The 15967-nt window shown below is 39.3% G+C and carries 18 protein-coding genes and 4 tRNA genes; 3 read left to right on the forward strand and 19 right to left on the reverse strand.

What is annotated here, in order from left to right; genetic code table 11:
- Window positions 1–49: 49 nt before the first annotated feature.
- The 5 genes from WKT11_RS07710 to WKT11_RS07730 all read right to left on the reverse strand — a co-directional run bounded on the left by WKT11_RS07710 (window position 50) and on the right by WKT11_RS07730 (window position 2038).
- Complete coding sequence (locus tag WKT11_RS07710; protein WP_117942277.1) at window positions 50–205, reverse strand: pseudouridine synthase; 156 nt, start codon at window positions 203–205, stop codon at window positions 50–52.
- 99 nt (window positions 206–304) lie between these two features.
- The gene (locus WKT11_RS07715) at window positions 305–1039 is read right to left on the reverse strand and encodes a LytR/AlgR family response regulator transcription factor (protein WP_340283610.1); all 735 of its coding nucleotides are present in this window, start codon (window positions 1037–1039) and stop codon (window positions 305–307) included.
- A gap of 1 nt (window position 1040) precedes the next feature.
- A complete protein-coding gene (locus WKT11_RS07720) occupies window positions 1041–1223 on the reverse strand; it encodes a hypothetical protein (protein WP_117942275.1) in 183 nt (60 codons plus the stop codon).
- Window positions 1224–1406: 183 nt separating this feature from the next.
- On the reverse strand, window positions 1407–1595 hold the full coding sequence (locus WKT11_RS07725; RefSeq protein ID WP_025579110.1) for a helix-turn-helix domain-containing protein: 189 nt from the start codon (window positions 1593–1595) through the stop codon (window positions 1407–1409).
- Window positions 1592–2038, reverse strand: coding sequence for a sigma-70 family RNA polymerase sigma factor (locus tag WKT11_RS07730; protein WP_005342245.1), 447 nt, complete (start codon window positions 2036–2038; stop codon window positions 1592–1594). The genes WKT11_RS07725 and WKT11_RS07730 overlap by 4 nt, the downstream gene beginning before the upstream one ends.
- 407 nt (window positions 2039–2445) lie before the next feature.
- On the opposite strand from WKT11_RS07730, the gene WKT11_RS07735 reads away from it, so the two are divergent.
- Window positions 2446–2790 (forward strand): helix-turn-helix domain-containing protein, encoded by a 345-nt coding sequence (locus tag WKT11_RS07735; RefSeq protein WP_005342243.1) that lies wholly within the window; start codon window positions 2446–2448, stop codon window positions 2788–2790.
- A 134-nt stretch (window positions 2791–2924) separates the two neighbouring features.
- On the opposite strand, the gene WKT11_RS07740 is transcribed toward WKT11_RS07735, so the two are convergent.
- The 10 genes from WKT11_RS07740 to WKT11_RS07785 all read right to left on the reverse strand — a co-directional run bounded on the left by WKT11_RS07740 (window position 2925) and on the right by WKT11_RS07785 (window position 12778).
- Window positions 2925–3299 (reverse strand): stage III sporulation protein AF, encoded by a 375-nt coding sequence (locus tag WKT11_RS07740; RefSeq protein WP_171026669.1) that lies wholly within the window; start codon window positions 3297–3299, stop codon window positions 2925–2927.
- Window positions 3300–3314: 15 nt separating this feature from the next.
- Complete coding sequence (locus WKT11_RS07745) at window positions 3315–4235, reverse strand: ParM/StbA family protein (protein WP_055153598.1); 921 nt, start codon at window positions 4233–4235, stop codon at window positions 3315–3317.
- A gap of 191 nt (window positions 4236–4426) precedes the next feature.
- Entirely contained in the window at window positions 4427–4846 is a 420-nt protein-coding gene (locus tag WKT11_RS07750; protein ID WP_025579114.1) for a hypothetical protein, read from the reverse strand.
- Window positions 4847–4849: 3 nt separating this feature from the next.
- A complete protein-coding gene (gene srtB, locus WKT11_RS07755) occupies window positions 4850–5638 on the reverse strand; it encodes a class B sortase (RefSeq protein WP_227190900.1) in 789 nt (262 codons plus the stop codon).
- 46 nt (window positions 5639–5684) lie between these two features.
- Window positions 5685–6866: a CHC2 zinc finger domain-containing protein gene (locus WKT11_RS07760; RefSeq protein ID WP_255647054.1), complete on the reverse strand. Its 1182-nt coding sequence runs from the start codon at window positions 6864–6866 to the stop codon at window positions 5685–5687.
- Between the two features lie 75 nt (window positions 6867–6941).
- On the reverse strand, window positions 6942–7874 hold the full coding sequence (locus tag WKT11_RS07765) for a hypothetical protein (RefSeq protein WP_171026667.1): 933 nt from the start codon (window positions 7872–7874) through the stop codon (window positions 6942–6944).
- Window positions 7875–7963: 89 nt separating this feature from the next.
- Window positions 7964–10207, reverse strand: a complete 2244-nt coding sequence (recD2, locus tag WKT11_RS07770; protein ID WP_117851338.1) for an SF1B family DNA helicase RecD2 — start codon at window positions 10205–10207, stop codon at window positions 7964–7966.
- Window positions 10185–10586, reverse strand: a complete 402-nt coding sequence (locus WKT11_RS07775) for a DUF7768 domain-containing protein (protein WP_117576790.1) — start codon at window positions 10584–10586, stop codon at window positions 10185–10187. Before WKT11_RS07775 ends, recD2 begins: the two co-directional genes overlap by 23 nt.
- Window positions 10586–11623, reverse strand: a complete 1038-nt coding sequence (locus WKT11_RS07780; protein WP_117942268.1) for a YqaJ viral recombinase family nuclease — start codon at window positions 11621–11623, stop codon at window positions 10586–10588. Before WKT11_RS07780 ends, WKT11_RS07775 begins: the two co-directional genes overlap by 1 nt.
- A gap of 12 nt (window positions 11624–11635) precedes the next feature.
- The gene (locus WKT11_RS07785) at window positions 11636–12778 is read right to left on the reverse strand and encodes a transposase (RefSeq protein ID WP_117942267.1); all 1143 of its coding nucleotides are present in this window, start codon (window positions 12776–12778) and stop codon (window positions 11636–11638) included.
- A 734-nt stretch (window positions 12779–13512) separates the two neighbouring features.
- Here WKT11_RS07785 and WKT11_RS07790 point away from each other — a divergent pair.
- Window positions 13513–13713: a helix-turn-helix domain-containing protein gene (locus WKT11_RS07790; RefSeq protein WP_243148421.1), complete on the forward strand. Its 201-nt coding sequence runs from the start codon at window positions 13513–13515 to the stop codon at window positions 13711–13713.
- 98 nt (window positions 13714–13811) lie between these two features.
- Window positions 13812–15026 (forward strand): site-specific integrase, encoded by a 1215-nt coding sequence (locus WKT11_RS07795; RefSeq protein WP_059085258.1) that lies wholly within the window; start codon window positions 13812–13814, stop codon window positions 15024–15026.
- A 345-nt stretch (window positions 15027–15371) separates the two neighbouring features.
- Here the strand turns inward: WKT11_RS07795 and WKT11_RS07800 are convergent.
- The 4 genes from WKT11_RS07800 to WKT11_RS07815 form a co-directional block, all read right to left on the reverse strand.
- Window positions 15372–15443, reverse strand: a tRNA-Cys gene (locus WKT11_RS07800).
- A gap of 36 nt (window positions 15444–15479) precedes the next feature.
- Window positions 15480–15552, reverse strand: a tRNA-Asn gene (locus tag WKT11_RS07805).
- 108 nt (window positions 15553–15660) lie between these two features.
- A tRNA-Glu gene (locus WKT11_RS07810) sits at window positions 15661–15732 on the reverse strand.
- Window positions 15733–15777: 45 nt separating this feature from the next.
- Window positions 15778–15850: transfer RNA gene (locus WKT11_RS07815), tRNA-Asn, on the reverse strand.
- Between the last annotated feature and the right edge of the window lie 117 nt (window positions 15851–15967).

The raw sequence follows: 15967 nt of genomic DNA on the forward strand, positions 1-15967 counted from the left end.
AGAAACCGCACAGGCTATCATATCAGGATAGGCTATACGGTTCTTTGTCTTATTTAGCTTCATTAATGTATGCCCCTGGAAATGGCCATGGGCAATCAGTTAAACATCGTTGTGTCCTTTCAGAACATCCGGTATAACTTTCTATTTCTTCTTCTGTTAAATCCAGTTCTTTCAAGAACTCTTCTGTTGCTTCATTATTCACCATGTTTTTTCTCCTTTCTGTTTAGTATATGAAAACTATAATCCCTTTTTTTCCATACAACAATATTCTTTGTATAAATCAACATATTTTTGACATAGATTTTCAGTTTTCCCATTTTCCCACATATCTAGCTAACGCTCTCATGAACTCTTCCTTCTTATATTTACTTACTGGAATAGTCTTTAACTTCTGAGCTTTATCTTTGATTAACACACTATCTTGCTTAACCCCTTCAACATAGTCAAAATTGACCATATAACTATTATGACAGCGATAAAATTGCTTTGTGCTTAACCGCTTCTCTAGTTCATTCATTCTTTGACTACTTTGCACATCTCCATGAATTGTATGTAAAATCAATAGCTTGTTTTCTGTTTGTATATAGATTATATCGGCAAGCTGTAGCGTAATCAATCCATCGTGGCATTTCAAAAATAACTTTTCCTCTGCATTCAATAATTTCTTTTTATATATTTTGTTTAAGATATTCTCAACTTTTCTATACAGTAAAGGTTTTGATAAAAAATCTTCTGCCGCAACTTCAAAGCCTTTCCCTGCATTAGTGATTGTATAATAAGAAGTACAAAAAACGATTGAAACATCAGGATCACTCTTCCGAATCTCCTCTGCTGTTTCAAATCCATCCATTTCAGGCATAGACACATCCAAAAATATAACATCAAATTTTCGTTTCTGATAATTCAATAATAACTGACTGCCACTTCCATACGAAGTAATTTTGACTTCTACATGATTTTCATTTCCATATTTTTCGATATAACTCTCCATTTTTTTATTATAGTCAATAATATCATCACATAATGCTACTTTAATCAACTTATTCCCTGCCTTTCTCGTGTGCTAATAATCGCTGAATCAAAATATTGATGGTTAATTTATTTTCTTCACACAAATTTCTATATTGTTTTAATAATCTCCATTCTTCCTCTGTTATTTTTCCTATTTGTTCCGTACCATTTTCTTTGCAAACTATTCCGCATTCTTTTTGCTTCATCTCCATCGAAATGCCCTCCTTATTTTTTATTATATTAGGGGATTCTTGTTTATTCCGTCTAGTATTCTTGTTTCGATTGCGTTTTTTATTGCCTAATTGGTAACCATAATTATGTAATCCATTTACTAAAAATGGTAGAATATGCTAAAGAAGCGTAACGATTATAACGCTACGCTTCTCCCTATAAAACTATTCTACATCTCTAAAATACCGTATGCACTTCAGCAATTCTGCTGTCAATTCCTGATACAAATCTTCATCAAAGATCCCTTCTACCAAAGCATTTTTAATTAAAAGTGGCCGATACATTTCAAATATTTCCAGAATAGCATCTTCATCCCCTTGCCTTGCCCGGTATAACAATTCTTTAAAATTCATGATCTCTTTCCTCCCATTCTCTTGCGTATTTTCCGGATAGCCCAATAATATGCACCTTTACACCGTTCTTCAGGCATCTGATTCAAGATGCTCATTTCTTTAAATGTACGTTCCTCAAAGACATGCTGATAGATAAGCTTTCGTTCTTCCTCCTGCAAAGAAAACATGGCTTCCATAAGGTTTATGTCCGTCATCTCATTCCACTCTGGATAAATCCCCTTGGATTCATCCAGAAGTAACTGTTCCTTTTTCTCAAGTTCTAACCGTTCCTCCAAAGAAATGTCTATATCTGTGATTTCTTTATCCTCCAGATTCTCCTCCGCAAATAATATTTTCTGCTGCTTTTCCAGATACCGGAGCCTTCTCCCCTGGATAGATGCCAACAAATATGCCGTAAAATAGTTTCTTGTTTTAGAACCACTGTATTTTTTCTCTTCTTTCATCCTTTACCTCCGAAATTTGAAAATGAATTAGTTTCCAAATTTCTAAAGGCGGCGATCTGCAGCCAGGATAAAAAGATAGTTTCCTTCCATGATAAAAGAAAAAGCCGAACCAGTATTCAACTAATCCGACATTTCTTCTAAACCATGCAGGATACTGCACGGAATATCTAACACTTAACGCATATCCTGCATATAAATGGCTCTCTTCGTTTCCCCATAATAGAAGAATTTTTTTGATGAATCGCTACACGAATGCCTTTTCCTTGCTTGCAGCATGGGTGCTTTCCTCCTTTTACAGGTTCTAAAGCACCGCTTACTCACACTATATTGCGTTTTATCATGTGCTATAATGCGTTTCTCTTACTATCAATCTACGTTAAAATAAAACAATAAGTGAGGTGATGCGGATGCGGATGGATACCGTCAAGAAAAAATTAGGCTACACGGTAAGAAGCGAAAGAGAACGGCTTGGCCTGTCACAGTCCAGTCTGGCAGAACGGGCAGGAGTTTCCACACGAACAATCTCTGATATTGAAACCTGCAATGGAAATCCAGAACTTGCTACTTTGATTCCTCTTACCCAGTATTTGAGAATTTCTATTGATTCCGTTGTTCAGGAAGATGAAGCAGATACTACCACATATCAAATCATGAAAGAGCTGCAAACCTGTTCCGAAGATGATCGCCAGATTGCCCTTCGTACATTGCGTGAACTTCTTTCTGCATTAAAAGAAAAAGAGCATTCCGATTAACTTTTTCTAACAATATCTAACCTATGAGTATATGGATAGAATCTGTGAAAAACCTTTGTCCAATCTGTGCGTTTCCTGTGGACGATAAAAAATAAACAAAAAAAGAAGCATCTCATCGAGTGCTTCTTTTTTGTTTATGATCGATTACGGAATATGCTCATAGCATCTCTTACACTTTTTGCTACTTCCGGAGTAATGGTTTCAAGTGATTCCTGCTGCACAGCCATTACACTATTTGAATTACGATTCGGCTCCTCTGGCTTTATGGAATGCAGGTGCATTGCTTTTGCTACTTCTTGCTTTACCATCTCCTGCATTAGAACCTGAAGAGCTTCATTGCTTAAAACAGCCCCTTCCTCTTGTCGGACATCATCTATGTAAGATACCAATGCTGAAGCGATTAAATCTGCCTTATCCTTTACAGAGTTTAGGATTTCTGTTGCCCTCACATGTGAAGGCTTTGTTTTATCAAATCCAAGTGTGAATTTATAGGGATTCTTTTTCTCCACATTTATCACACTCCTCTACATAATCTGAAACAGTCTGTCATATCCTTTGGCATTGGCAGAAATATCCTCAATAAAGGTATATTTCCCCAGACGGTCCGATTGTTCCAGAAAATGGCTCAATAGCTTTGCACCGCCTCCAATAAATACCGTATATGCTGCTTTGGTATCTATGCCTCTTTCTCGAATACTGTTCAGCAGATCTTTTACAAAATCCTGCACCATACCTTCTGTCATACGGACTACAGCCTCTTCATAAAACTCTGTGTTTCCCTGAAGGATACTGTCAATATCACTTTCCTCTAACAAAATATCATATTCACTGTTAATCCCGGAAATAATCTTGTTATACATGGTAATCACGCCTTTTTCCATGGAATCACAGGCTTCCATATCTGGATTACCTTTCCGCATCAGCAGATAGTCAGTAGTAAATCCTCCTATATCAATTCCTACTACTTTGGGAATCTGCTGCAGCTTTTCAATCATAGTCATCATAGCCGCATAGTCCTGTGGAAATGCCATTACCTCTCCAATGGTGATATGATATGTCCTACCACAGTAATTGATATCATGGATTTTCCCTTGTCTTTTAAAATATGCTTCATACCGTTCACAAAGTTCTGCATAATGCTTGGGTGGCAGCCCAATCGGAAGATCCACCTGAATGACATCCTCTGGCTGAATTTGAGGGTTTTCCTCCAGCTCTTTTACGATTGCAAATAGAGTAAGGATAAAAAACCGATCATCATGCGTTTTATCTCTTTGATAAGGAATCCTATTTTCACTCAGCACATAATACTTTCCCTCATAGAACAGGAACTTTTCCCCTCTGGCAGGCTTTTTATCCTGAATGGTAAGCCCTGTCGTAAATACCCGGGAACAGGTTTTCATATTTCTATTGCCATGGTCTACCGCAATCCGAACTTTTTTTATCATAAAATCATCTCTCCTTTTTTTCTTTATACTTCTCTTGTACGCAGAGCTTCCGTACAAAGCAACTTTTTTTCAAAAAAATATCCTGTCTGCAGCATTTTGCTACAGACAGATGCTTTCTTCCTATATAATAATTTTTAACATTTATCTTTAAACCACCATATATTTCCAGTCCTCATTCGAATTATTTCTCTTTATAAAAAATTAATCTGTTCTGCCTTTTGAGGCAAAATCTTTTTAAACAGTTCCATATAGCGTTCGTATCCGGCTGAAATCACTGGACCACGAAGTGATGTTTCTGACCAAAGTAGCAGTTCTTCTTCCTCAGAATAATACGGAATATTACTAACTGTAAATTTCCCGCCAAAATAATGGGGTGTACTGACTTTCAAAAAATCCTGCATATCCTGCTTTGTCGATACCAGTGGCAAACCTTTCATTTTTCGCACAAAAAAAGCCTCTACCACATCGGGTAAGAAGCCTTTCTTTAAATAAGCATTTGCTCTGCCAAATATTTGGGTTAAACACTCCAGCCGTACTTCTCTTTCTTTTTCGCTGCAAGTTGTATCCAGCACAACCTCTGCCAATGCCTTTGCATACTCAAAATCTAACATCTGTTATTCCTCCATTTTTATTTTCTGTTTCAGTTTTCCATGTACTAAATAGCGATAATCCTTTCGGGTATTTACACAAGTTGATAAGGTCACTACCTGATCCTCCTTGGTAACTGTCATCCCTGTGTTATACTCAGCACTTCTTTGTAGTGTTTCCAGAAAAACTTCATAGTCCTCAGAAGTAGGAAAATCATAAGTATATGCTGGATGATCCGTCGGTGCTGCATAACAGGAAAAAATCTGATACTCATAAATATATCCTGGCACATACATATAAAAATAGGGATAGTTTCGATAAAGTGCCTGTGACTGATACTGATTCAGGGTTCCAAACATGCTCCCATCCTTCATATTATGCCCATAGATAATGGTATTTCTGTCTGATAAATCCTCCTGGTTTTGAAAGTCCATAAAAATACTGCCACTTTTATGATTTTCTCTCGTAATCAGGTGATGCAGATAATAGTCATTATCCCTCCCCTGGACTACCGGATAACTAATTTCCAAACCAGGAATCTCAATCCATGCAATGACATCTGGATTGATTTCTTCCAGCTTGTTAAAATCCACCTGTAGGAATCCCTGCTCTGCAACCTCCTCTGGTGTTTCCCCTGGAACCGCTTCTGGTGACAGGTCTTGATCCTCTATCTTTTGTGTAAACCCTTCCATCTGCTCATAGACTTTTTGACTTTCCTGATAATTCAAATAAATTTGCAGTATCCTTTCTCCTGCAAATAAAAAAACAGCAATGGCTACAAGCATAAATATACCGTAAATTTTCTTTCGTTTCATCGAATCCTCCTCTTCCATAAGACCGGACAGCTTGCCCGGTCCATATTTACCCCGTATTTTTCAATACATAGTAATAATCATCAATTCCTTTGATCTGCCCATTCCACTCACCATAAGAATCCATGTCCCAAACCATACGGCTCATGGAAATAGACAATCCACTACAGATTTCATACACCTTTCTACAAGCGTTCTGTAGAATCTGCCGTTTCTGCATCTTATGCGGACAATAAAAAGTGGCTGGTTTACGTTGACAAGCATCACATTTCTCAGAATCCCCATCACAATATACCTTCATTTTTTTATCCATATCATAAGCTTCATATAGGTGCTGCAGATGCCTGCTTTTCAGCGTTTCCAAAACTGGCTTTAAATTTCTGTACTGATTGATACCAGCAACGCAAATGAACGTATCTCCAGATAAATAGTGGGCTATCGTACCTTTTAATGCACCTTCTGTTAAATAGATCTGTTCTGCGTCCAGACTTCCTATGACATGTACCGGACTCCCTGATGATACTCCATTTTGGAATTTCACACTGGAAAGCCAGATATACTTCCGTCCCTCCATTACCTGATCCAACCGTATCTGAAATCCTTGTATTTTTCCTTCCATAGACCGAATCGGTATCAAAATCCCAGAATTTTTAGAAGTAAAATTAACTGTCCATTTCCCATCTTGATCTTCATAAAATCCCGGCACACCTTTTACCGTCTGTCCAGATTCCAACAGTTTTTGTACCATATTTTTAATTCCAAACAATGGTACACTACGATACCTCTGTATCTCGATCTGTTCTTTCGTCAGCCCTCTTTTTTTAAGATCTTCCTGATGTTTATCATTTAAGGTCAATAACGACAACATTTCTTGATATGTTCGGTCAATGACATCCGCATCCGCTAACTCGGCATTAAAAATTTCTACAGGCTCTTCTTTATGAACCACCTGATAATCCGTCCGGTATTCCCCCTTTCCCAGAGCTTCCCGGATCTGTCGGTTTGCCTCTGCACTGGAAACACCATGCAGTCTTCCGTATAATTCCAGCATTCCGCCGGAAGCATCACACCGATTACACCGGAACACATTTTTCTGAAGATTAACATTCATTTTCCCTTTTGTTTCTCCACAAAATGGACAATTCACATCCATTGACGAAGAATTTTTATGCCGTACTCTAAGTTGCAGTAAATGCACGACATCTGTGATATCGTAGCTAAAGCCTGACATATCATACACTCTATGGTTCCTCCTTTCTTCCACAGCCTTTATTGGCTGTGGAAAGAATGTTAAGCCGGCTATTTGCTATACCTTTGCAAGAATTACTTTGGCTGCCGCCGGTATGAAATGGTTCTGTCCATGATACTGTTCTGCGAACCATTGCAAGCTGGAAGGACTTTCTATTGCAACCTGTCCCATGGTCTTTCCACTAAATTTTCCCTGTCCTGTTACGGCTACTTGTATTGCCTGCTCATAACTCATCCTTTTCACCAGTTCTTCCACTGGCATATTGGGATCCAGAAATTGCGGCTTAGAAGGCATCTGCTGCATAACTGGTACAGATCCAGTTGCCGGACTCATTACCGGATTTGTCATCTGTCCTGTACCCGTTACCCCGCCAATCGTATTTCGATTGGCTTGTGCTTCTTGATAAAACTGTTCCATCATCTGCTGCCCCGGAGTTGCTTGAGGCGGAAATGATGGCATGGTTCCTGCTGACTGATTGGGAGTCTGCTGCATTCCTGGTGCAGGGGTTTGTGCTGGCATCGCAGTCTGCATCTGTGTTCCCTGATTTACAGGAATTCCTGCATCTACCTGCATTGGATCATTTCCTTCCCCTACATCAGCAAATTGCAGGCCATACCCCGCATCTGCCAAAGCTCGCCCAATTGCCGCTGTTTCTGCCATTTCAAGAAATTTATCCCCAAACTGTGTATCTGCTGTACGAAACTTCTGTGAAAAGGAATTTGCAATATAATTATCTTCCTGATCACACTTATCCAGATAAATTCTGGCTTCTACGACTGCCATATTTTCGGTAAAGTGAACAATCCGGCTGATAATCTTACCTGTGGGATTTACCAGACGGAACCACAGCTTCCGATATTTCACATCCAGATACCGTTGTTCCTCCTGCCCTTCATTAGAAATAACTCTGGCAAGTTCCAGAGGATAAAATCCTTCCACTTTATTCAGTTCTTCTACTGCTTTTGACTTGTTATATAATAATTCGCTCATTGCCTGCTCCTTTCTTTGGAACCGGCAGGACATCCCTTCATAAAGTAATAACCTGCCAATTCTCAACATTGAACTATTTTGCTATTTTTTTACACAGCCCGGTTGCAAATTGTTGCAGGGATCCGTCTGTTTTCCTGTCTCTGATACCGTTCACAATACTGTTGTATTTTTACTGCCAGCATCGTCTTTCTGGTTCCCGTATCATCTGTGTGGATTGCCTGACAAACGGCTTTCCATTCCCCAACAATATAAACACGCTGTTTTGCCCTGGTGATTCCCGTATAAAAGATGTTCCGCTTCAGCATGGGATAAAAAGCTTTTAACCACGGAATGATGACCACCTGGCACTCGCTTCCTTGGCTTTTGTGTATGGTTATGGCGTTTGCATGTTCAATCATTTCCACCTGCTCTGCCTCATACTTCACCCTGCGGCCATCTGTAAATACGATTTGAACCAGAGGGTTATTGTCCTCATCTTCAGCAATCTGTACCAATGTACCCAAATCTCCGTTACTGGCAAATTCTGTATTCTTGTTTTGAAGGATTCTGTCACCTTCCCGAAATATCTCACCGCCAAGATGAAGCTCCCTTTTTCCGGATACAGGGGGATTTACCTCGTCCTGCAGACTGCGGTTCAGTTCCAAGACACCGGCTGCACTTCTCACTTTATATGGAGAGAGTATCTGTACTTGCTCCATACCATACATCTGAATTTCCTTGAGATAGATATTTTTAACAATTTGTGCCGCCGCATCTGCTCCTGAACATTCGACCATCTGGAAATCATCCCCCCATTGCAGGTTTGTCTTTCCTTCATTGATAAGTTGAGCATTTATGGGGATGTTGCTGTCCTTCCCCTGGCGATATACCAGATTTAAAACAGTAACCGGTATTTTCCCGCACAAGATAAGCTGCCGGAACACATCTCCTGCTCCTACAGAAGGAAGCTGGTGGACATCTCCTATCAAAAGCACTCTGGCTCCTGCTTTTACCTTGTAAAAAAATTCATAGGCAAGGTGCATATCTACCATAGATACCTCATCCACATTAATAAAATCTGCGGACAATTCATCTATAAGTGCTTCATAATCACCATCACCAAAAAGCCCCAATGCCATGTGCATCGTAGTTGCCTCTCCACTTCCGGTACTCTCTGCCATTCGCCTTGCGGCACGTCCAGTCGGTGCCATCAGTTTTACTTCATTCCCGCATTTTTTCTGATAGATATACAAGATGATCTTCAAAACCGTTGTTTTTCCGGTTCCAGGTCCTCCAGTAATAATGCTGATCGGGTTTGCAAAAACCATACGTACTGCTTCTTTCTGCTGTTCGGATAATGTTATGTTTAAATCCTCCTGTGCTTCCTCCAGTTCCTTTTCAATCGTAAGAACTGGAATTCGCTCATGCAATTTTCTTGCAATCATAGAGGCTGTATCCTCTTCTTCCTGATGCTGTTGGGTAATGTAAACCCTATTCTCTTCTACCACGATACTGTCCTGCATGACCAGACGATATAACACTTTTAAAATCTCTGTTTCCGTCACCGGCTGAAGATTCAGTTCTTTATTCAGAACCTTCAATGCATCTTTTACCAAAATTTCCTGCTCCAGATATAAATGTCCGTTCTGCTTCATGGCTTCCCGCAGCACATAGCTGACGCATCCGGAAATACGCATAGGATCATTTGTTGCAGCACAGCACTGCCTTGCAATGGCATCCACAGTGAGAAAACCAAACCCTTTGACTGAGCAAAGTATATAAGGCTGCTTCCGAATGATTTCTACGGATTGATCCCGAAACTTCTGAAGAATCATATTTGCTTTTTTAGGCGTAACATGAAACGGTGATAAAAAAGTCATCAATTCCCGGAATACTTTGTTTTTTCCAAAAGAATCCACAATACGGTCCAGTTTTTTCTGAGATATCCCCTGAATCTTTAATAATTCCTGTGGATACTTTTCCATTACCTCCAAGGTATCCAGACCAAAACGATTGACAATCCGTTCTGCCGTTTTGGGACCAATTCCTTTTAAAGAACCACAAGAAAGGTATCCTAAGATACCTTCCCTTGTTCTAGGTACAACTTCCAAAAAAGTTTCTACCTTGTATTGTGTTCCATGGGAATTTGTCTCCCACTCGCCTTCCATCTCTATTTCGATTTCATCCGTAAGAGGCAGGTCATATCCTTTTGCAGTAAACGCAATGATTTTTTTGTCTGCCCAAAATTTATCTCTGGCAGAAAGAGGAACCTCATGATCCAGCGTGGAAAATAACGCAACCGTATATCCGTTTTCCTCATTTTGAAAAATCTTACGTATATATTTGCACCTCATCGTCTATGCTCCTCCAGTTCTCTACTTTCATCAATTCGCCTGATTTCATCTTGGAATCATACCAATAAACGTCTTTTCCTTTTTCAAATGCTGTCTGAATCTCTCTTCTCATTCCCTCGCTGATGCAGGAACCACAAATTATTAATACTTCACATAAATCCAGCATCAAAGCTCCAATCTGCATTGCAGTCTCACGCTCTTCTGGGATACGGTCATCCAACATTAACGGAAGATGTGCATGTGAAGCAAAAGTACGGCAATGATACAGCCTTTTCATCTGCATGAGATAGTATTTTGCCAGTTCCATATTATGCTGCATTCCCTCTGGATTCGGGGCAGACAGCGGAGAACAAATATATGCCTTTTTTCCTTGTAACATTATGCAACCTCCTTTTTAATCCGGAAAATCCTGCTTTCTGTAGTGCTTGTGTATTCTTCGTAGATATCCGGATGCTGATTTTTCAGTTTCTCCATATTTTCTTTTCCAATCTGGGTGCGTATCGTAGGATTATAAGTAATCCGGTAACGGAAACTCCCATCCTCGATCACTGCCTTACACCCTTGTCCAAGAAGCTCGACAAACGGTACGCTCAATGCACGTTGTTCCGCTTCAATCTCCTTTTTTCTCTTTTCCAATTGGGATTTTTCTTCAGATAATTTGAGATATTTTTCAAGACTGCGTGATTCCAAGCTAGATATGCTGATTTCAGGAATTGATTTGTCTGCGTAACCATTATATTTCCGGATACTAGCCAAAATGAGATCTGGCTTTCCGGAATACGGTGGTTCTATTTTCTTCTCCACATATTCCTCCCAGAAGTATTTCTCCTGGTCAATGAGTTCTTCTTCCTCCATTCTATCCCGTTCCAGACACCGATAAACAAATTCATTTTCATTGTTTCCATAAAGGCAGGCAATATATGCCTTATTCATATTCATGACTGCAAGATAATGACGAACCTGCAAAACATAGTTTTCAGGAATCCCATCATCTGCCCATTTGTCTTTTGCATTGTAATTACAGGTTTTACATTCCAAAATCCCAATGCTGCCATCTGGAAAACGGATAAAGTAATCCACATCCGCTAACATAAACGGATATAGCGGATGCCGGAACATTTTTCGTACAGGGAAAACTTCAAGTCCAGTCTTCTTGGCAAAAATCATGGCAACCAGATCTTCCAGTCGGTGTCCCACTTCTTTTGCTACCCAGTTTTCTTCCTCTTCTTCAATCACTGGCGTAATACCAATTTTATCGAAATACAAATCCCTGATTGTCGCAAATGGGGATACGCCCATGATTGCCGCTGCATCGCTTCCGCCAATACCAAGACGTCGATAATTCAGCCAATCTTCCCGGCTCAAATCTGCTGTATCTACCAGAACTTCCGGCTGATAATTTAATACTGTATTCATCTCATGTCCTCCTTATAATTTAATCGTTCCGTATACATCAAACGCTTTCCAGTCAAAAACCAGTGTTTTTGCAAGATCTTCTTCCAATTTTAAAATCCGTGGTGCAGAAAATCCTTCACAAGCAGCAAAGAAAGCAGCTTCGTGCATGGCAAAATAAAGATCATGAGCTGTACATGGCTCTTCCCCATATTGTCCCACAAAAAGATCTACCACTTCATTTCGGATTTTCTGATTGATTTTGAGTTCCTTCATAATCAGATGCAGACAGTTTACAGGATTTTGGATTTCTATATCCATCAAACCAACAATTCCTTTAACTGCTTCCTGATAACGGGAGAAAATTTTGTCCAGATTCTTCCGGAAATCCTGTAAGGCTGCCCCTCTATCATGTGACAGTTTAATAGGACTGCCCAGGTTAATGACACGGTTACTGGTTTGAGACAGCATCATGGGATACAGATTCACACCACTTACTGCTACATCAGAAGTAGTCAAGCGCAGTGCAGGAGCAAGGCTCTTATCCTCAATTCCATGATCCTCCAAAGCCTGGTGATAAGTATCCAAAAGTTCCTGATTTCCTCCTAAAGTCCATATAGCGGACACAATGGAATGGTCAAAACTTCCAGATCCCTCCAGATACGTACTTCCCTTAAAATGTGCTTTCAGATAATCACTTGTCATATTGAAGATTGTCTGCATATCCAGTACACAGTAATCATGATCATCACCGCCATGTACTGCAGATACTTTTCCATCTGCCACCTTGATTAAGGCATCTCCTTTCGCTACCTGAAGACAGTAGTTTACTACCTTTGCATAAGTAGCTTTCTCCAGTTTCTTTAATCCTGTTCCATTAATGCCGGCTCTTTTCAGAATTGTATGGATAGCACAGTCACGAACCGGATAAAAATCCTTGTTCACTTTTAATACCAACTGGGTATTCTTTTCTGTATCCTCTACTATTCCTTCCAGTTCTTTTTCACAGGCTTCTTCAATGGTTTCTGCCTCCTTTTCCAATGGAACCAGTTTTAGCATCCTGGTAGGCTTACGAATCCACTTGGACTGCTTTGCCCTCTCAGCCAGAAATTCCAGCATCTCCGTTGTACTTGCAAATGTAGTGCAAAACTCATCTGCATAAATCTTTGTTTCTTTCATGTGTGTACCACCTTTCTTAAATTTATTTATCCATAAACAGCCAAAGCTGATTGTGGCAATCCTGCCTTTCATTAGGGCATAAAAAAAGAATGAAAAGAGAAGTATTCCTTCGCTATCCATTCTCATATCCCTGATAATATTACCGAAAAAACAAAAGTGCCGCTATTGCCCCATAAGGACAGATAGTGACACTTTATACAATCATAAACAACTTATGCGGAATAAGCAGCCTTACTGCTCTCCTTGAGTCTTAGGATTTATACAAATCCAAAACTCCCCCTATGGGTGCGCATAAAATTAACTATAGCAGTATAGTAGCACATGATATAGTATATGTCAATCTTCATGCACAATATATTGTATGTTCTTAAATACTCTGCTTTGCATATATGACTTCAATTAAAATATTGAAATATCACGTATCCCACCTCTCTTTTTTCAAGTTTATAGAAAAATTTTTTATAAAAAGTACATAATCTGTTCAATCTGAAAAAATCTCAGTTAATTACTTAATGAAATTGTTAAGACAAAACCAAGTCTTACGCTATTGTACCTTGATAATTTTATACCTTATCAGGAAATGTATATAGGTGCTGCAGATAGTGTCGCATAAATGCACGCCTGCAGCTTGATGATTACATAGTAACACCTCATACGTGCATGAAACATGGCATAGGAAACGGTTTCCTGATATGTCTACTCTTTCATTAATCTAATTTATAGAGGTGATTATATTGAGTGAAACAGACAATCTCTTTAAAGCATACTCCGTTCAGGAGATAGCATCCATGCTCGGCATTGGAAAAACAAAAACCAGGGAACTTCTTGACAGTGGAATTCTTCCCGTTACAAAAGTTGGGCGGCAATATTTTACTTCACCAGCTTCTATTCAGGAGTTTCTCAAGAAAAACATAGGAAAGCAAATATTCTTTTAGGCCCTTTAGAAAGTTATTGTCAATCAGGCTTGGCTATATTAAAATAGACCTTATACCTGATTTGGCATGAATATCTCATTAAAGAAAGGGAACTATTCATGGCGAGAACAACGAAAGGTACACAACAAAAAAGAAGATCCAAAGGGGATGGATCACTATTTCCAAATAAGAGAGGAGGTTGGACTGCCCGATATAGAAAAAAAGGGCTACCGGACAAGGAGTTTAATGCTCCTACCAAAGGAGAAGCGAAAGCATTATTAGATGACTGGAAGATAAAAGTCGCAATACAAGACGCAATTACTTCAAACATCAAAGTACAGGACTATGCGAACAAATACTTATTCCGCAAAAGTCTCATGGTTGAAGCTGGCAAATTCAAACAAACCAGCCTGGATCGATTAGAAAAAACATACGAAAATCATTTAAAAGATACGGATGCTTTTAGCAAAACATTTTCTAATCTGACTGCTGATGATATTACAGCAACGATTAATGCTAAAAAGGAAATCCTGAGTTATTCATCATTAAAGAAAATTTACTTATTTTGGTCTGCAATGATTAAAACAGCAATTTCTCTCGGCGAACTGCCAAAAAACTTTTCTGATATTTTAAATCGGGTGATAATGCCGGAAGAATCCGTTCTTCCTGTAGAAACAAAGGAAATCTCAATCATCCCACCAGAACATGAGCAGATCATAAAAGAAATTGCAATGGAACCCAGTCCAAATAAAAATGAACGCTATTTGTATAGATATGGTCCTGCCATTGTATTCCTTTTAAACACAGGTTTACGTGGTGGTGAATTGCTTGCATTAGGTCAATCTTCTATCGTGCCCTTTTTAGGACGGCGTGGCATTAAAATCACACATACGCTTAGCAGGGTTAAAAACAGAGAGGCCGGTTCCAAAAAAAAGACTAAAATGATTTTGACTCCTCCAAAATACCCAAATAGTTTACGGACTATTCCATTAAACAAGGAAGCTGAATTTTCACTATCATGTATGATGGAGCTATACGATAAAAATCGGGTTTTTCCAGATTTGATATTATCTACGCAAAATGGTGTCAGCCCTACAATCCAAAATTTAGCCAATACGCTAAAGAAAATTTGTAAGCGTGCTGAGATTCCAGAATATAATCTTCATGCACTACGGCACACTTTTGCAACAAATCTGATCCGGCAGACTCACAATATGGGAGAAATAAAGGAAGCTGCTGAAATCATTGGCGATAACTATGAGGTCATCATGCGTACTTATGTTCATACAGACAGTGAACGTAAGGTAAGTTTAATTGATGCTATGATTGCATAAATCTTCCGCTTAACAGAGGAAATAGTTGTCTACAGTATGATGGCACAGGCTGTAACAACCAAAATTCTGCCACCTTATCGTCCACCTTACGAAACGATTTTACTTGATTTTATAAGGTTTTTAACGGTTTTTGGCGGACATATCTATAAATATTAAAGCATGAAAATTTGTATTTTAGAATTAATTTTTTAAAAAAGGGAATTGGATTATGGAAAAATGGACTTGTAGAAAAAATTGTGAACTTTTTCTTTCCTATAATTTTGCCACCTTATTTTTTTAGACAGAATTATAGGATTTTGAAAAAAGAAAAAGCCTCGAAAACCTTGATTTTCTGGGCTTTTTAAGAGGCGCAGACCGGATTTGAACCGGTGAATACTGGTGTTGCAGACCATTGCCTTACCACTTGGCTACTGCGCCGTATTTAGTTATTTTGCACAATTATTGGGTTTGTAGCTCCCCCTGTTGGACTCGAACCAACGACACTGCGGTTAACAGCCGCATGCTCTACCGACTGAGCTAAGGAGGAATATTTATCTTATTCGGCTCCCTAGTGTGTGGTGTTGCAGACCTTTGCCTTACCACTTGGCTATGGCACCATATATACTTTTTATTATATGTAAGAATTCTTACATAATGACTCCAAGGGGATTTGAACCCCTGTTACCGCCGTGAAAGGGCGGTGTCTTAACCGCTTGACCATGGAGCCTGGTAGAAAATTTAAATTTGGTATCGGACTTCATGTTTCCGAAAACTCCCCCTGTTGGACTCGAACCAACGACACTGCGGTTAACAGCCGCATGCTCTACCGACTGAGCTAAGGAGGAATAAAGGTTTGCACCTTCAAAACTACATACATGTTGACATTTCCTTGAGATCATTCTTCCTGCGATTCTTGGTCAAGCCCTCACCCGATTAGTAACAGTCAGCTCCATGTGTTACCA

The sequence above is a fragment of the Blautia sp. HCN-1074 genome, from assembly GCF_037890165.1.
Classification (GTDB): domain Bacteria; phylum Bacillota; class Clostridia; order Lachnospirales; family Lachnospiraceae; genus Blautia_A.